General features: G+C 62.7%; 13 protein-coding genes. 9 read left to right on the top strand and 4 right to left on the bottom strand.

The features are described from left to right. The first annotated feature begins 112 nt into the window (after nt 1-112). The 4 genes from aroK to hemE all read left to right on the top strand — a co-directional run bounded on the left by aroK (nt 113) and on the right by hemE (nt 4,058). Complete coding sequence (gene aroK / locus VGE08_RS20115) at nt 113-661, top strand: shikimate kinase AroK (RefSeq protein WP_331069709.1); 549 nt, start codon at nt 113-115, stop codon at nt 659-661. Then, entirely contained in the window at nt 658-1,761 is a 1,104-nt protein-coding gene (gene aroB / locus VGE08_RS20110; RefSeq protein ID WP_331069708.1) for a 3-dehydroquinate synthase, read from the top strand. Before aroK ends, aroB begins: the two co-directional genes overlap by 4 nt. Next, a complete protein-coding gene (locus tag VGE08_RS20105; RefSeq protein ID WP_331069707.1) occupies nt 1,758-2,921 on the top strand; it encodes a deoxyguanosinetriphosphate triphosphohydrolase in 1,164 nt (387 codons plus the stop codon). The genes aroB and VGE08_RS20105 overlap by 4 nt, the downstream gene beginning before the upstream one ends. Before the next feature lie 63 nt (nt 2,922-2,984). After that, on the top strand, nt 2,985-4,058 hold the full coding sequence (gene hemE / locus VGE08_RS20100) for a uroporphyrinogen decarboxylase (RefSeq protein ID WP_331069706.1): 1,074 nt from the start codon (nt 2,985-2,987) through the stop codon (nt 4,056-4,058). A gap of 10 nt (nt 4,059-4,068) precedes the next feature. Here the strand turns inward: hemE and VGE08_RS20095 are convergent, their stop codons facing one another. Then, the gene (locus tag VGE08_RS20095; RefSeq protein WP_331069705.1) at nt 4,069-5,775 is read right to left on the bottom strand and encodes an AMP-binding protein; all 1,707 of its coding nucleotides are present in this window, start codon (nt 5,773-5,775) and stop codon (nt 4,069-4,071) included. A 23-nt stretch (nt 5,776-5,798) separates the two neighbouring features. Further along, the gene (locus tag VGE08_RS20090; RefSeq protein WP_331069704.1) at nt 5,799-6,416 is read right to left on the bottom strand and encodes an arylesterase; all 618 of its coding nucleotides are present in this window, start codon (nt 6,414-6,416) and stop codon (nt 5,799-5,801) included. A 202-nt stretch (nt 6,417-6,618) separates the two neighbouring features. Between VGE08_RS20090 and VGE08_RS20085 the strand changes: the two genes are divergently transcribed. Together VGE08_RS20085 and VGE08_RS20080 are read left to right on the top strand one after the other, a co-directional pair. Continuing rightward, nucleotides 6,619-7,296: an ABC transporter ATP-binding protein gene (locus VGE08_RS20085; RefSeq protein WP_349258751.1), complete on the top strand. Its 678-nt coding sequence runs from the start codon at nt 6,619-6,621 to the stop codon at nt 7,294-7,296. Beyond that, on the top strand, nt 7,293-9,782 hold the full coding sequence (locus VGE08_RS20080; RefSeq protein WP_331069703.1) for an ABC transporter permease: 2,490 nt from the start codon (nt 7,293-7,295) through the stop codon (nt 9,780-9,782). Before VGE08_RS20085 ends, VGE08_RS20080 begins: the two co-directional genes overlap by 4 nt. Before the next feature lie 12 nt (nt 9,783-9,794). On the opposite strand, the gene VGE08_RS20075 is transcribed toward VGE08_RS20080, so the two are convergent. Together VGE08_RS20075 and VGE08_RS20070 are read right to left on the bottom strand one after the other, a co-directional pair. Further along, entirely contained in the window at nt 9,795-10,577 is a 783-nt protein-coding gene (locus tag VGE08_RS20075; protein WP_331069702.1) for a hypothetical protein, read from the bottom strand. 161 nt (nt 10,578-10,738) lie between these two features. After that, nucleotides 10,739-11,368, bottom strand: a complete 630-nt coding sequence (locus VGE08_RS20070; protein WP_331069701.1) for an SRPBCC domain-containing protein — start codon at nt 11,366-11,368, stop codon at nt 10,739-10,741. A gap of 133 nt (nt 11,369-11,501) precedes the next feature. Here VGE08_RS20070 and tagH point away from each other — a divergent pair, with 133 nt between their 5' ends. The 3 genes from tagH to VGE08_RS20055 are packed head-to-tail and all read left to right on the top strand — an operon-like array spanning nt 11,502 to nt 15,260. After that, nucleotides 11,502-12,887 (top strand): type VI secretion system-associated FHA domain protein TagH, encoded by a 1,386-nt coding sequence (tagH, locus tag VGE08_RS20065; protein ID WP_331069700.1) that lies wholly within the window; start codon nt 11,502-11,504, stop codon nt 12,885-12,887. 3 nt (nt 12,888-12,890) lie between these two features. Then, the gene (locus VGE08_RS20060) at nt 12,891-13,616 is read left to right on the top strand and encodes a PP2C family protein-serine/threonine phosphatase (protein ID WP_331069699.1); all 726 of its coding nucleotides are present in this window, start codon (nt 12,891-12,893) and stop codon (nt 13,614-13,616) included. Between the two features lie 21 nt (nt 13,617-13,637). Beyond that, nucleotides 13,638-15,260, top strand: a complete 1,623-nt coding sequence (locus VGE08_RS20055) for a serine/threonine-protein kinase (protein ID WP_331069698.1) — start codon at nt 13,638-13,640, stop codon at nt 15,258-15,260.

Below are 15,260 nucleotides of genomic sequence, written 5' to 3'. Positions count from 1 at the left end.
GCCGGCACCTCCGTGTGCTGCCGTTCGCGCGGTTCGAGGCGACGTTAAGTCGCCTCGGAGGCATCCGCGCTCACCCTCTGAGCGGCTGCTTTCGTTTATAGTCCGTGGTCGCATGACCTCCGAACCGAGCAGCCCGACACGCGGCCCCAATGTGTACCTGATCGGCCCGATGGGCTCGGGCAAGACCGCCGTCGGCAAGCAGCTGGCGCGCCTGCTGCATTTGCAGTTCTACGACAGCGACGCCGAGATCGAGCACCGCACCGGCGTGGACATTCCCTATATTTTCGAGAAGGAAGGCGAGGCGGGCTTTCGCGAGCGCGAGCGCGAAGTGATCGATTCCCTCACGCGGATGAAGGATGTGATCGTCGCGACCGGCGGCGGCGCGGTCCTGTTGCCCGAGAACCGCGAGAACCTGGGTAGCCGCGGCCGCGTCGTCTACCTGCAGACCAGCATCGAGCAGCAGTTGGAACGCACCCGTCATGGCCGGCAGCGCCCTCTGCTCTACACCGACGATCCCGAACGCAAACTGCGCGAGCTGATGAACGTCCGTGCGCCGCTCTATGAATCCATCGCGGCCGTGGTGGTGAGCACCGATGGCCGGCAGGTGCGCGCTGTCGCGGAGGAGATCGTGCAGCGTTTGCAGGAGCTGTCTGCTTCATGAGCCATCATCAACCGCATCAACGGGTCGACATCGCCCTGGCGGAGCGCAGTTATCCCATCCTGATCGGTCCGCACCTGCTGGAGGACGATGCGCTGCTCGGCGAATTCATCGCCGCCCGCAATCTGCTGATCGTCACCAACGAGACCGTCGCGCCGTTGTATCTGCGGCCGTTGCAGACAGCGTTGAAGCAGCATCGCACCGCTGCGGTCGTGTTGCCCGACGGCGAGCAATACAAAACGCTGGAAACCATGTCGCGCATCATCGACGCGCTGGTGACCGAGCGCATGAATCGTGACGCTGCCGTCGTCGCGCTGGGCGGGGGCGTCATCGGCGACATGGCGGGCTTCGCCGCCGCTTGTTATCAGCGAGGCATCGATTACATCCAGGTGCCGACGACGTTGCTGGCGCAAGTGGATTCATCGGTCGGCGGCAAGACGGCCGTCAATCATCCGCGGGCCAAGAACATGATCGGCGCGTTTCATCAGCCCCGCGCAGTGATTGCCGATACCGCCACGCTGCAGACCCTGCCCGAGCGCGAGTATCGCGCAGGCATCGCGGAGATCGTGAAATACGGTCTGATCTATGACTCCGCGTTCTTCAGCTGGCTGGAAGAGAACGCGGAGGCGTTGCTCGGACGAGTCGATAGCGCCGTGATTCACGCCGTCCGCCGTTCGTGCGAAATCAAAGCCGAGGTGGTCGGGGTAGATGAGCGCGAACAAGGATTGCGCGCCATCCTCAACCTCGGTCACACGTTTGGTCATGCCATCGAAACCGCTTCGGGGTATGGCAATTGGCTGCATGGCGAGGCGGTCGCGGCCGGCATGGTGATGGCAGCGGATCTGTCCGAGCGGCTGGGCTGGTTGCCACGGGCTGACAAGGAGCGCGCGATCGCGTTGCTCAAACGGTTCAAATTGCCCGTCGAGCCGCCTCGCATTGGCGCCGAGCGCGCGCGCGAGCTGATGGGGCTCGACAAGAAGGTGCTCGATGGCAAGTTGCGCCTGGTGCTGTTGCGCAGCTTGGGCAAGGCGGACGTAGTGAGCGACTACTCGGGCGACGCGTTCGCTGCCACGATGCGTACCCATTTCGACGCAGCCGCATGAACGCCGCGAATTCGATACTCGCTCCCTACGCTGCCTGCGACACGCGCTCGAAGGGACGTCAGTATCCGGAAGAAGCGCCGCGCTATCGCAGCGAGTATCAGCGGGACCGCGATCGGATCGTGCATTCGACCGCGTTCCGGCGCCTGGTCTACAAGACGCAGGTGTTCGTCAATCACGAAGGGGATCTGTTTCGCACGCGACTGACCCATTCCATCGAAGTCGCGCAGATCGCCCGTACCATCGCCCGGGCGCTGCAACTCAACGAGACGCTCTGCGAGGCCATCTGCCTCGCGCATGATCTCGGGCACACCCCGTTCGGCCACGCCGGTCAGGATGCGCTCAATGAATGCATGCGCGACCATGGCGGATTCGAGCACAACTTGCAGTCGCTGCGCGTCGTGGACGAGCTGGAAGAACATTACGCGGCGTTCTCGGGTTTGAATCTCACATTCGAGACGCGCGAAGGCATTCTCAAGCACTGCTCCTTGAACAATGCGCGCAGGCTGGGCGAGTTGGGCGAGCGTTTCATCCGTCGACGCCAGCCCACGCTCGAGGCTCAGATCGCCAATCTCGCCGACGAGATCGCCTACAACAACCATGACCTCGACGATGGCATCCGAGCCGGACTGATCACGCTGGATGAATTGAAACAGGTGCCATTGTTCAAGCGGCAATACGACATCGTGGTTGCCGCCCACCCCTCCCTGAGCGGCCGGCGACTGGTGCACGAGATCGCCCGGCGCATGATTGCGTATGTCGTCACCGATCTCATCGAAACCAGCGCCGCCCAACTGCGTGCAGCCGCTCCAGCGGACGTTGAAGCCGTGCGCAGCGCGCCCGCGCCTTTGGTGAAGTTCAGCGAGCCCGTCCTCGCCGAACACAAGGAACTCAAGCGTTACCTGCTCGAGCACGTTTATCGCCACTATCGCGTGCTGCGCATGACCAACAAGGCGGATGCGGTCATCAGCAGCCTGTTCAAGGCCTTTTTCGCCCGCCCCGAGCTGCTGCCTCCCGAGCATCAGCAAATCGCCGCCCAGATGGAAGCCAAGTCCGGCGAGTCCGGCCGCGCCCGCGCCGTCGCCGACTACATCGCCGGCATGACCGACCGCTACGCCATCGTCGAACACGAACGCATCTTCGATCCCGCGAAGCGCAGCTGACTGAAGCGTTGCCGCGATGGACGGCCCGCGAAAGCGCGACGCACAGCTGGTAAAGTCACCCTCATGACCTCGACACGACCGACCTTGACCAACGACCTGCTCCTTCGTGCGCTGCTGCGGCAGCCGGTAGAGCGGACGCCTGTGTGGATGATGCGGCAGGCGGGGCGGTATCTGCCGGAGTACCGGGCGACCCGAGAGCGTGCAGGGAGTTTTCTGAAGCTGTGCATGACGCCGGAGCTGGCGTGTGAAGTGACCTTGCAGCCGCTGCAACGATATCCGCTCGATGCGGCGATCCTGTTCTCGGACATCCTGACCATTCCGCATGCGCTGGGGCTCGGGTTGCAGTTCGAGACAGGTGAGGGGCCACGCATCGAGCGGCCGGTGAGGTCGCGAGCGGACGTGGAGAAGCTGGGTGTTCCGGATCCGAACGTCGAGCTGCGCTATGTGATCGACGCGGTGAGCTTGATTCGTCGAGAGTTGCAAGGGCGCGTGCCGCTGATCGGTTTCGCGGGAAGTCCCTGGACCGTCGGAACTTACGTGGTTGAAGGCGGCAGCTCGCGAGAGTTCTCGCGCATCAAAACAATGATGTACAACGAGCCCGCCACATTGCGAGCGTTGTTACAGCTGCTGGCCGATTCCACTCGCGTGTATCTGAATGCGCAGATTGCGGCTGGAGCGCAAGCCGTCATGATTTTCGATACGTGGGGCGGCGTGTTGACGCCGGCGCAGTATCGCGAGTTCTCGCTGCACTACATGCAGTCCATCGTGGGTGGCTTGACCCGCGAGTTGGAAGGCCGCCGCGTGCCGGTGATTCTCTTCACAAAGGGTGCTGGCAATCAGCTAGCGGTCATGGCGCAGACCGGCTGCGACGCACTGGGGGTCGATTGGACGACTGATCTCGCCGATGCGCGCCGGCTGGTGAATGATCAGGTTGCCCTGCAAGGCAACTTGGATCCGAACTGTCTGTACGCCGCACCCGAGCGCATTCGAGAGGAAGTGGCGCGAGTGCTGGCGAGCTATGGCCCCGGGCATGGCCACGTATTCAACCTGGGGCACGGCATTCACCCGGCCATTCCGCCCGAGCACGCCGGCGCGATGATCGCCGCCGTGCACGAGCTGAGCCCGCAGTATCACTGACAAGCAGTGACTAACGGGCCTTCCTCAACTCATCGCGCAACGCGCGACGCAGGATCTTGCCCACGTTGGTCTTCGGCAGCTCGTTCCTGAAGTGCACATGCCGCGGCACTTTGTACCCCGTGAGCTGCTGACGCGCGAAGTCGATCAGCGCCCGTTCGGTGAGCGCCGGATCTTTCTTCACGACGAATAGCGCCACCACCTCGCCGGAATGCTCGTCCGGCTGCGCTACGGCAGCCACTTCGAGCACGCCTGGGTGCGCAGCCACGACGCTCTCGATCTCGTTCGGATACACGTTGAAGCCGGACACGAGGATCATGTCCTTCTTGCGGTCCTCGATGAAGACATAGCCCTTGGCATCCATCCGGCCGATATCGCCGGTGCGCAGCCAGTCGCCCAACATGACTTTGGCGGTTTCTTCCGGGCGATTCCAATAGCCGGCCATCACCTGCGGGCCGCGCACACAGATCTCGCCCACCTGGTCGATGCCGAGATCGTTGCCGTCGTCGTCGCGGATGCTGATCTCGGTCGAAGGAATCGGCAGCCCGATGGAATTGTTGAAATCCTCGCCGAAGGGGTTGATGCAAGCCGCCGGCGAGGTTTCCGTCAACCCCCACGCCTGGGTCAGCACGTTGCCGGTCACCTTCTTCCAATGTTCGGCCACCGAACGCTGTACCGCCATGCCGCCGCCAAGCGTGATCCGCAGCGCGCTGAAATCGATCTCGGCAAAGCCTGGTGTGTTCAGCAGCGCATTGAACAGCGTGTTCACGCCGCTGATGTAAGTGAAGCGATGTTTCTTCAGCTCGGCGACGAACGCCGGGAAGTCGCGCGGATTGACGATGAGCACGTTGTGCGCACCGAGCTTGACGAACACCACCCAATTTCCGGTGAGCGCGAAGATGTGATACAGCGGCAAGGCGGTGATGATGGTGTCCTGCCCGACGCGCGCCGTCGTACCCATCCACGACTCGGCTTGCAACACGTTGGCGATGATATTCCGATGCGTGAGCATCGCGCCCTTGGCGACACCCGTGGTGCCGCCGGTGTATTGCAGGAACGCGATGTCCTGATGATCGACCTGCACTGGCGTGAATGTTTCGAAATGGCCGCGCTGCAATGCCTTGTTGAAACGCACCGCGTTCGGCAGGTCGAAGTGCGGTACCTGCTTGCGCACATGACGCAGCACCAGGTTGGCGAGCACGGATTTCGGCCAGTGCAACTGATCGCCCACGCCCGTGACGATCACATGCTCGATCTGGGTCTTGTCAATGACCTGCTCGAGCGTGTGCGCGAAGTTCTCCAGAATGATGATGGCTTTGGCGCCCGAATCGGTGAGCTGATGTTCCAGCTCGCGCGCCGTGTACAGCGGATTGGTGTTGACGACGGTGAGGCCGGCGCGCAGGGCCGCGTACAGCGTGATCGGATACTGCAGCACGTTGGGCATCATGATGGCGATGCGATCGCCCTTCTTCAGATGCGCAATGCATTGCAGATAGGCGGCGAAGTCTCGCGCCAGTTGCTCGTACTCGGCGTAAGTGATGGTGCGGCCCATGCTGGTGAACGCCGCATTCTCGGCGAACTTTTGACACGCGCCATCGAGCAGCTCGACGGCAGAGCGGTACCGGTCGGGGTTGATCAGCTCCGGCACACCGGCCGGATAGCTTTTCAACCACGGTTTGGCGGCAGGCGCCCCGGCGTGATTCATCGATTCGGCCGTCATCGGCTCCCCCTGCGGTCTAGCGTTCATTTCTTCAGTACCTTGCTCAGAGCCGGCCACAGATTGTCCAGCAGCTTCGGTTGCGCGGCGGCGTTCGGGTGAATGCCATCGGCCTGCATCAGATTGTCGTCGAGCGCCACGCCGTCCAGAAAGAAATCCACCAATGGCACATCGTATTTTTCCGCCAGCTCGCCATACAGTGCGTGGAACGAGTCGGCATATTCGGGGCCGTAATTCGGCGGCATGCGCATGCCCACCAGCACCACATCTGCCTTGGCTGCACGCGCCGTCTCGATCATGTACTCGAAATTGCTCCGCACCTGCTTGAGGGGCAGGCCGCGCAAGCCATCGTTGCCGCCGAGCTCGAGTATCACCACAGCCGGCTTGTGTAACTCCAGTGCGCGAGGCAGCCTGCCGCGGGCGCCGCCGGTAGTTTCCCCGCTGATGCTGGCATTCACTACACGGTAACCGTACCCTTGCCGGGCCAGCCGCTGTTCCAGCAAGGTCACCCAGGTCGCATCCACTTTGACGCCAAAGCCGGCGCTCAAGCTGTCGCCGAGCACCAATATGGTGTTGGGCGCGGTCGCGGCGTGAACCAAACCGGACAGCGCCAGTCCGAGCCCCAGCAGGCCGGCGCGCGCCACCTTGAAACCCCGGCGGACGCTTGAGCGAAAGTCAGGTGTTCGGGCAGATGTCTGGCCGCGGACTACGGTCCTGCCTAAGTTTCCGGTAAGTGTCCGGGGGCAAACTGCGGCGGCCAGCACTGCACGCTGTATCACAGCCGCGAGTTTTGACAGCGTCGACGTCCGCACAGACTTATCCAACGATCCATATCCAGACCTCGACATGAGCATTGCGCAACCGGTCCTCAGAGCGGAAAGAATCAGCAAGCAGGTTAGCAGCCCGGAGGGAACGCTGACCATCCTCGCCGCCGTCGATCTGAGTATTCAGGCCGGCGAAACCGTGGCCATCGTCGGTGCGTCCGGCGCGGGCAAATCGACCTTGCTGGCGTTGCTGGCCGGATTGGACGAACCCAGCGATGGCCGCATCTGGCTGAACGGCTCGGAGCTCACCGCGCTGGATGAAGACGGACGCGCCGCGGTGCGCGCCCAGCATGTGGGCTTCGTGTTTCAGAGCTTTCATCTCGTGCCTTCGCTCACCGCCATCGAGAATGTGATGTTGCCGCTGGAGCTGGCGGGAAAATCCGGCGCGCGCGAAGCCGCGGCCGAAGTGCTGGCGAGAGTTGGGCTAACGTCGCGCCGCGAGCATTACCCGCGACAACTTTCTGGCGGCGAGCAGCAGCGCGTTGCAATAGCTCGCGCATTTGTTACACGGCCGGCACTGCTGTTTGCGGACGAACCCACCGGCAATCTCGATTCCGTGACCGGCGAGCGCATCATCGAATTGCTGTTCGAGCTGAATGGCGCCGCTCAGACCACATTGGTTGTCGTCACGCACGACAATGCGATTGCGCAACGATGTGGACGCACCATTCGCATCGACGCAGGCAGGATCGCTGCATGAAGGCGTTGAGACTCGCGCTGCTCGCGCTCGCACGGGACGGCAAATCCGGCGAGTTGCGGGTATTGATGCTCGCGCTGCTGGTGGCCGTGTCCGCATTGACTGCGGTCGGCTTCTTCACCAGTCGCGTCAGCCTTGCGGTCGATCAACAGGCGGGTGAAGTGCTGGCCGCCGATCTGCGCTTGCAATCGCGATCGCCGTTGGATCGCGAATATTTCCAAATGGCCCAGGCTGCCGGCCTGCGTACCGCCGAGCTGTCCAACTTCCCAAGCGTGGTATTCAACGGTGAAGACAGCGCGCTCACCGCGATTCGCGCCGTGTCGGAAGGATATCCGCTGCGCGGTCGCGTCAAAGTAGCCGAAGTGCCTTTCGGTCCAGCGCAGGAAACACAGGATATTCCCGGGCCCGGCGAAGCGTGGTTGGAAGCTCGCTTGTTCGCGCAGTTGGGCGTCCAGGTGGGCGACAAGATTCGCGTGGGATCGACCGAACTGATTGCGACGCGCGTGCTCGACTATCGCCCCGACCAGGGCTCGCAGTTCGTCGATCTCGCGCCGACCTTGTTGATGCGGCTCGATGAGGTGGCCGCCACCGGTCTGGCTCAGCAAGGCAGCCGCATTTCTCACTTCGCGCTGTTCGCAGGCGAGCAGCAAGCCATCACGGCATTCAAGCAGCGCCTCACCGAAATCAAGAAGCCCGGACAGCGCATCGTGGATCTGGCCGATGCCAGTCCGCAGATTCGCTCTGCCATCGATCGCGCCAGCCGCTTCCTGAATCTAGCGGCGCTGGTGACCATTCTGCTCGCCGCGATTGCGGTAGCCATTTCGGCGCGCCGCTATGTGTCCCGGCATCTCGACACGGTGGCGCTGATGAAGAGCATGGGCGCGCCACAGCGATTGGTGCTGTCGATCAGCGTGCTCGAGCTGCTGATGATCGGTCTGCTGGCCGGTGTGATCGGCGCGATGATTGGCTACGCGGCTCAGGAAGGCATTGCTTATCTGCTGAAGGACCTGGTGCGCGGCGAGTTGCCACGGCCATCGCTGAGCTCGGGCGGATTGGGCATCGTCACGTCTGTGCTCATTCTCATCGGCTTTGCACTGCCTCCCCTGTTACAACTGCGCTATGTGCCTCCGGCGCGAGTATTGCGTCGGAATCTCGAACCGCCACCGCTGCGGTATGTCACGGTCTATGGAACCGCCCTCGCCGCGTTGATTGCGCTGCTTGGCTGGCTGGTGCGTGATGCGGACCTGCTGCTGTATGTGTTCGGCGGCACGTTTGCCACTTTCGCAGTGCTTATGCTCGCGGGATGGATATTGGTGCGCGCTTTGAGCGGCCTGCGCGGCAGCGTCGGCGTTTCCTGGCGCTATGGCATGGCGAATATCGCGCGTCGGGGCCGAGACAGCGTCATTCAGATCGTGGCGTTCGGCTTGGGCCTGATGGTGTTGTTGCTGCTCGCGGTGGTTCGCAATGATCTCATGCAGGAGTGGCGGGCCAGCCTGCCGGAGAATGCACCGAACTACTTCATGATCAACATTCGTCCGGATCAGACCGAACAGATCCGCCAGTTCTTCGCCGAACATTCGGTGACGCCGCCGCAGCTGGTGCCCATGATCCGCGCGCGCCTGATCAAGATCAGCGGCACGGCCGCCGGCGAGCTCGACATCAAGAGCGATCGCGGCCGCGATTTCCTGGACCGTGAAGCCAATCTCACCTGGGTGGAGACTCTGCAGGACGACAACAAGCTGGTTGCCGGCCAGTGGTGGCAGCCCGACGATGGCGGCGGCCCGCGAGTATCGGTGGAGATCGAGCTGGCCGAGGCGTTGGGATTGAAGCTGGGCGACGAGCTCACTTATGACGTTGCCGGCGAGATCATCACCGCTCGCGTCAGCAGCTTCCGCGAAGTGCAGTGGGATTCGTTCCGTCCGAACTTCTTCATGGTGTTCTCGCCCGGTACTCTGAATGACAGCACCGGCACCTATATCACCAGTGTGCATATCCCTCGTGAGCAGCGCCCGTTGCTACTGGATTTCGTGCGCCAGTTCCCGGAGGTCACGGCGATCGACCTGGAGGCGATTCTCACCCAGGTGCGCGGCGTGATGGACAAGGCGTCGCTGGCCGTGCAGTACGTGTTTGGCTTCACTCTGCTGGCGGGCATCACGGTGTTGCTCGCGGCGATTCAAGCGACGCGTGATGAACGACGCTACGAGAGCGCAATGCTCAGAACGTTGGGAGCGAGCCGTCGGGTGGTGTTGCAGGGTGTTGCCGCGGAGTTCACGACACTGGGCATCCTGTCCGGCACGCTGGCAGCGATCGGTGCCACTGCGGCGGGATATTTCCTCGCAACGCGCCTGTTCAATCTCGACTACACGTTCGATATCACCGTATGGGCCGTGGGCTTGCTGGCAGGCGCGACGTTGGTCGGTATCAGCGGCACGCTGGCGACGCGCTCCGTGGTCAATCACCCGCCGATCGCAACATTGCGCGGCGGTTGAAACAACGCCGCGCTACTTCAGGCCGAGCATCATCCAGCCGACTTCCTGGGTCTGGCCGCGCCAGTTGTAACCTTCGACCTTCACCAGGTAGTCGCCTGGACCGAACGCTGATGAGTTCAGGCTGAAACGCACTTCCTTGTTGGAGTCGCGCATGATGCGTTTGATCTGCATCACGCGCACGCCGTCGCTCTTGTCGATGGTGATCTGATACTGCGTGATCTTGCCTTCCGAGGCATCGATGCTGATCTCGAGGAGCTGTGGCGGCGTCAGCCAGCCCAGCGCGAAGGTGGGCTGCTCGGGCCTGGCCTTCACCATCTGCAACTTGTATCGCTGCACGCTGCCGGGCGCTTGCATCTGCGTGGCGGTCAGCTCCTGCTTGGTGCCCTGAAGCTGTTCGGTCAGGGACCCGACCTGCAGGCCGAAAATGACCGCGGCCGCCGTGGCGATCACGAGAGCGACCAACAGCGACAGTGCCACCACGCGGTTCAAGCCGGCGCCGAAGTTGCTCCGGCGCATTTCCTCGCGAGCTTCCTCGGGATCGAAATCATCGTCTTCGACCGCCTCCAGCGCCGCTCGGGTGGCGCTGGAGGGAATGGCCTCGAACATGCCGGTTTCGCTGCCGTCCACGGGACGGCGCGACAGGCGTGTCTTCAAGCGCACCGGGATCGGCAGCCCCTGCAAGAAGACGGGATTGTCGAGGCAGAATTTCTCGAAGTCGCGTGCTTCGCGAACCGTCAGGTCGCCGGACAGGTAGCGATCCACGACATGCTCGTTCTCGATGTACTTGCGATCCATCCCGCGGGCCCGATTGCCATAACGCGCGGGGAGGTTAACAAAACCGGGTCGGAGAAAATGTCGCCGCCGTCCGCAAAATCACACGAGAGTGCGACGGGATTCACACTTTAGTCAGTGGCTCGGTTCATCCTGCCGCGGAAGGCGCGCCGTTGCCACGCAAGTCACTGGGTCCCGGCCTTCTCTGCCTCTTCCGCCACGCACTTGGCGCATTTCGGCCAATAGCCCTTGGCGATGCGGTCCAGGGTCCAGCGATTGCCCTCGGCGAAATAGTTGCGCATGGCCTGGGATTGCGGCTGATCGGTGTAGCCCAGCCCGATGATGCGCACCTGGGTCATGTTGTCCCCGGCCGGAGTCAGATAGATCACCGTCCAGGTGTCGGCGACCGCATCGCGAAAAGGAAAATCCGCCGGTGCCTGCTTGATACGGACGGCCAGCATGCGCTCCGGTTCGTAGGCCAGGATCTCCTGCACGATGGTCTTGTCGTCGTCGAGCTTGCCCTTGGGATCGTAGTGGCTGCGAATTGTGCCGCCGATCCGCAGGTCGATCTCGGCCTGCGCCACGCCGGTGCGCTTGTAACCTTCGGCGGTCGTGAAGATGCGCCAGACCTCGTCGGCCGTTGTGTTGACAAAGCCCTCGGTGACCTGCGGCTCGGCGGCTTTCGCCGCATGTGCTGCCCACAGGCCCGCAAGCACCAGAAATGCACCGGCGAGCCACTGCGGCAGGCGCTGTTCACGTTCGGCCGGGCGCGCGGAAGCCACTGTTTTGGCAGGGAACTGTGGACGCTTGCTCATGATTCTTGCAGACCTCTGGCCGATACTGCGATGCTTGCTCGGCTGGTGTAATGCGGAACTGGTTGTATACCTGTTGAATACATGAAGGGCCGTGGCGATGCGGCGCCTGAATATTATTCCGTCCCCATGGCATTTGGGGGCATCCATCGACTGGCAGTGGATTCGCATGATTCTCACCCTGGAAGTCACCGGCCCGCAGGCGCAGGAGATGGGCGCCGGCGCTCGCAAGGTCTTCAAGGCCATTGGCGGCACCATCGGCCGTCTGCCCGATAACGACTGGGTGTTCGCCGATCCGTATGTGTCGGGCCGCCATGCGTTGATTCGCTACCTCAACGCCCGGTTTTTCGTCGAGGACACCAGCACCAACGGCGTCTTCGTGAATTCGCCCGACAATCGACTGATCCGTGGGCAGCCGCAGCAATTGCACGATGGCGACCTGCTGTTTATCGATGCCTACCAGATCCATGTTTCTATTCAGCACGACGCGGCCGTGGACGCGGCGAAAGATCCCCTCGCCGCATTGAAGCTCGGTAGTACGAAGCTCGCGCCGCCGGCTCGTCGCGCTGCTGTCGTGCCTCCCGCCGAGCAAATACCCGAACAAATTCCCGAGGACAGCACCGCCAACCTGGTCGTGGTGCGCGCCCAGGACGAACGGAAAAACACCGTCGTGCAGGGCTCGAGTGACGACCTCGATGACGAGGATGACGACGAGGAAGAGGCCGAGGAACATGCCACCGAATGGTTCGGCGGCGCCGAGATGGTGGATCCGAAGAAATCGCGGCCGGCGCGGCCGAGAATCGTGAAATCCACGGCCGAGGTGCCGCGGCCTCAGCCGGTCCGGCGCCCGCCTCCGCCGGTTGCCAGGACAGTCGTCAGCCCACCGGCACCCAGGCAGCGAGTCGAAAAAAGTTCGACGCCAGCCGCGAGTGACACTCAGCTGCAGGCGCTGTTGGACGCCGCCGGAATCGAAGGGCTTCAGCCGAGCACGGAAACCGCGCGCATGCTGGGAGAGATCCTGCGCATCGCGCTAGGTGGCGTGATGGAAGCATTGCGTACACGCGAGCGTATGAAAGATGACTTGCGCATACGCGGTACCTCGTTCAAGGTCGCGGACAACAATCCGTTGAAGTTCTCCGCCAACGTCGACGACGCTTTTCACAACCTGCTGGTGAAGCACAATCCCGCATATCTCTCGCCCGCGGATGCCTGCCAGGAGGCCTTTCGCGATGTGCGCGATCACCAGGCCGCATTCCAGGCCGCGATGCGCCTGGCATTCGAGTCCATGCTGTCGCAGTTCGATCCGGAGCGCATGCAGGAGGAGTTCGACCGGCAGATGAAGGGCGCCATCATCGGTGTGCCGGGCAAGCTGCGCTACTGGGACCTGTATCGCGACAAGTACGGCGAGTTGATCGAGGACGCCGAGGCCGGCTTCCGAACCTTGTTCGCAGAAGCGTTCGCCAACGCCTACGAAGAGCAACTGGAGCGGCTGAGAAAATCCAGCCGCCCACGGGGGCAGTAGTTCATGGATGAAACGCTGGTCGAAGAGGATATCCATCCCGTGTACATCTCGGCCGGCATCACTGACGTGGGTCGGCTTCGTCCCACCAACCAGGATGCGTTCGTCGAGCTCAACGACGTTGGCGTCTGGGCGGTGGCGGACGGCATGGGCGGTTATCGCGACGGCGATGTCGCCAGCCGCATGGTGTGCGGAGGCTTGCAGCAGCTGAGCGCCGCAGGTTCGCTCGACGACTTGGTGAACGTGCTTCGGCAGCGCATGAGCGAGGTGAACCGCCGCTTGTATGAAGCTTCGATACGCCCGATCAACCCCATCGTCAGCGGCAGCACCGTGGCCATCTTGGCGGTGCGTGGGACCGACTGCGCGGTACTCTGGGCAGGCGACAGCCGCATCTATCGCTGGCGCCAGGGACAGTTGACTCAATTGACGACGGACCACACCTGGGCCGCCGAGCTGAACTTGCAGCAAGCCGGCGAAGAGGCCGATCACGCCATCACCCGGGCGGTCGGTGGCGAAGGCACGTTGACGTTGGATATGCGGCGCGATCGGGTGCAGCTGGGCGATCGGTATCTGCTATGTTCCGACGGCCTGACGCGCGAGCTGAGCGATTCGCGTATAGCGGCGGCACTGTCGGCTCCAGACGTGAAGTCCGCCGCCCGGCAATTGATCGACGCCACGTTACAGGCGGGCGCGCGTGACAATGTGACGGTCGTCGTGGTCGAAGCGACCTGATCGGCATACATCTGGCGCAGCATGAAACCCACGGAAGAAGAACGAACCAAACTACGATCCGCCGCGGCGGAGCCCACCTTGCATCGTTCCGGCACCGAAGTCCGGACGCTGGTGCGCGGCGAAATGGAAGTTGCGAGTACCGTTCCGAGCCCGGAACCCGACGTTACGAGTACCAGTCCCGAATCCGAGCTGTCGAATACCGTTCTGCGCACTCCGACCGACGTCGCGAAAACGGTCCTGCGCACCCAGCCGGACACTGCAAACACCGTTGCGCGCACGGTCAAAGCGGGCCAGCCCGTCCAGAGTCTCGACTCCGCTTTCGCAGCCACGCTGAAAGCTACCGAACGCGACTATCTGGTCTATGCGACGCAGCCGCAGGCGACTCATCAGGGACCGCTCGAGCCCGGCTCCGTCATCAAACAGCGTTTCGTGTTGGAGAAGATGCTCGGCCGCGGCGGCATGGGCCTGGTGTTCGGCGCCGTCGATCGCCGCAAGCTGGAAGCCCGCGATCCGAATCCTCGCGTCGCCTTGAAGGTGTTGAACGCCGAGTTCGCGCACCATCCGCAGTCGTTCATGGCCTTGCAGCGCGAGGCGCGCAAGGCGCAGACCCTCGCTCATCCCAATGTCGTCACCGTGTTCGATTTCGATCGCGACGGTGACACCGTCTACATGACCATGGAGCTGCTCGAGGGGCGCTCGCTGGACTCCATCGTTCGTGAGAAGCGCGGCCTCGGCAACAGTCCCGAAGTTGCCATACCGATCGTGCTGGGCATCGCCGAAGGCCTCGCTTACGCGCATCGCAAGGGCATCGTTCATTCCGATCTCAAGCCCGGCAACGTGTTCATTGCCGAGGATGGCACGGCCAAGATCCTGGACTTCGGCATCGCTCGCGCCGTGCCCAGCTCGATCACCGAGCAGAACAGGGATGAATTCGATGCCGGTTCGCTCGGCGCCTACACCGAAGCCTATGCGACAGACGAGATGGTCGCGGGCGTGGACCCGCATCCGGCCGATGACATGTATGCGCTCGGCCTCATCGCCTACGAGCTGGTCACAGGCTTTCATCCCTATCAACGACACAGCGCTCCAAACGCGCGCAAGCTGGGTCTCAAGCCGGCGTCGATCAAGGGGCTGAAGCGCAAACAAGCGCGCGCCATCGAAAGCTGCCTGTCCTTCGAACGCAAGGACCGGCCGCAGAATGCAGCCGAATTTCTCAAGGCATTTCGCGGCGTCACACGCTTGCAGAAAGCTACGCTGGCTGCGAGCGCGGTTCTCGCGGTCACCGCAGGCTATCTCTGGTATCAGAACTACGTGGAAACCAGCCCGGCCATTCCTTTCAGTCAGCTGCCTGCCGAGGTCCAGCGCGACTTCCGGGCCGCCATGCAGGAAGGCAACGAGGCATGGACGTTTTATCAGCGCGACGGGTTCACCGACGCCATCGACAGCGCGCTGACCAAGTACGCGGAGGCTTACGACATGCATCCGCGCAATCGCGAAGCGGTTGCTGCTTTGAATCGCGCCGCAGAGGCTGCACTAGGCAGCGCGGGAAATGACGTGGAGCTGCGTCGGCAGATTGCGCAAAATCTGCAGGGGCGCAGCGTTCATTTTCGCAAGTACGCTCCCGTGGTCGACGCTGCAAGGTAG

The organism is Steroidobacter sp., from assembly GCF_036406195.1.
Classification (GTDB): Bacteria; Pseudomonadota; Gammaproteobacteria; order Steroidobacterales; family Steroidobacteraceae; genus Steroidobacter.
This window is presented reverse-complemented; position numbering and strand designations above follow the sequence as displayed.

Bases quoted from the DNA above. Each gene is read 5' to 3' on its own strand.
- aroK (WP_331069709.1), top strand. From the start codon at position 113: ATGACCTCCGAACCGAGCAGCCCGACACGCGGCCCCAATGTGTACCTG.
- aroB (WP_331069708.1), top strand. From the start codon at position 658: ATGAGCCATCATCAACCGCATCAACGGGTCGACATCGCCCTGGCGGAG.
- VGE08_RS20105 (WP_331069707.1), top strand. From the start codon at position 1,758: ATGAACGCCGCGAATTCGATACTCGCTCCCTACGCTGCCTGCGACACG.
- hemE (WP_331069706.1), top strand. From the start codon at position 2,985: ATGACCTCGACACGACCGACCTTGACCAACGACCTGCTCCTTCGTGCG.
- VGE08_RS20095 (WP_331069705.1), bottom strand. From the start codon at position 5,775: ATGACGGCCGAATCGATGAATCACGCCGGGGCGCCTGCCGCCAAACCG.
- VGE08_RS20085 (WP_349258751.1), top strand. From the start codon at position 6,619: ATGAGCATTGCGCAACCGGTCCTCAGAGCGGAAAGAATCAGCAAGCAG.
- VGE08_RS20080 (WP_331069703.1), top strand. From the start codon at position 7,293: ATGAAGGCGTTGAGACTCGCGCTGCTCGCGCTCGCACGGGACGGCAAA.
- VGE08_RS20075 (WP_331069702.1), bottom strand. From the start codon at position 10,577: ATGGATCGCAAGTACATCGAGAACGAGCATGTCGTGGATCGCTACCTG.
- VGE08_RS20070 (WP_331069701.1), bottom strand. From the start codon at position 11,368: ATGAGCAAGCGTCCACAGTTCCCTGCCAAAACAGTGGCTTCCGCGCGC.
- VGE08_RS20060 (WP_331069699.1), top strand. From the start codon at position 12,891: ATGGATGAAACGCTGGTCGAAGAGGATATCCATCCCGTGTACATCTCG.
- VGE08_RS20055 (WP_331069698.1), top strand. From the start codon at position 13,638: ATGAAACCCACGGAAGAAGAACGAACCAAACTACGATCCGCCGCGGCG.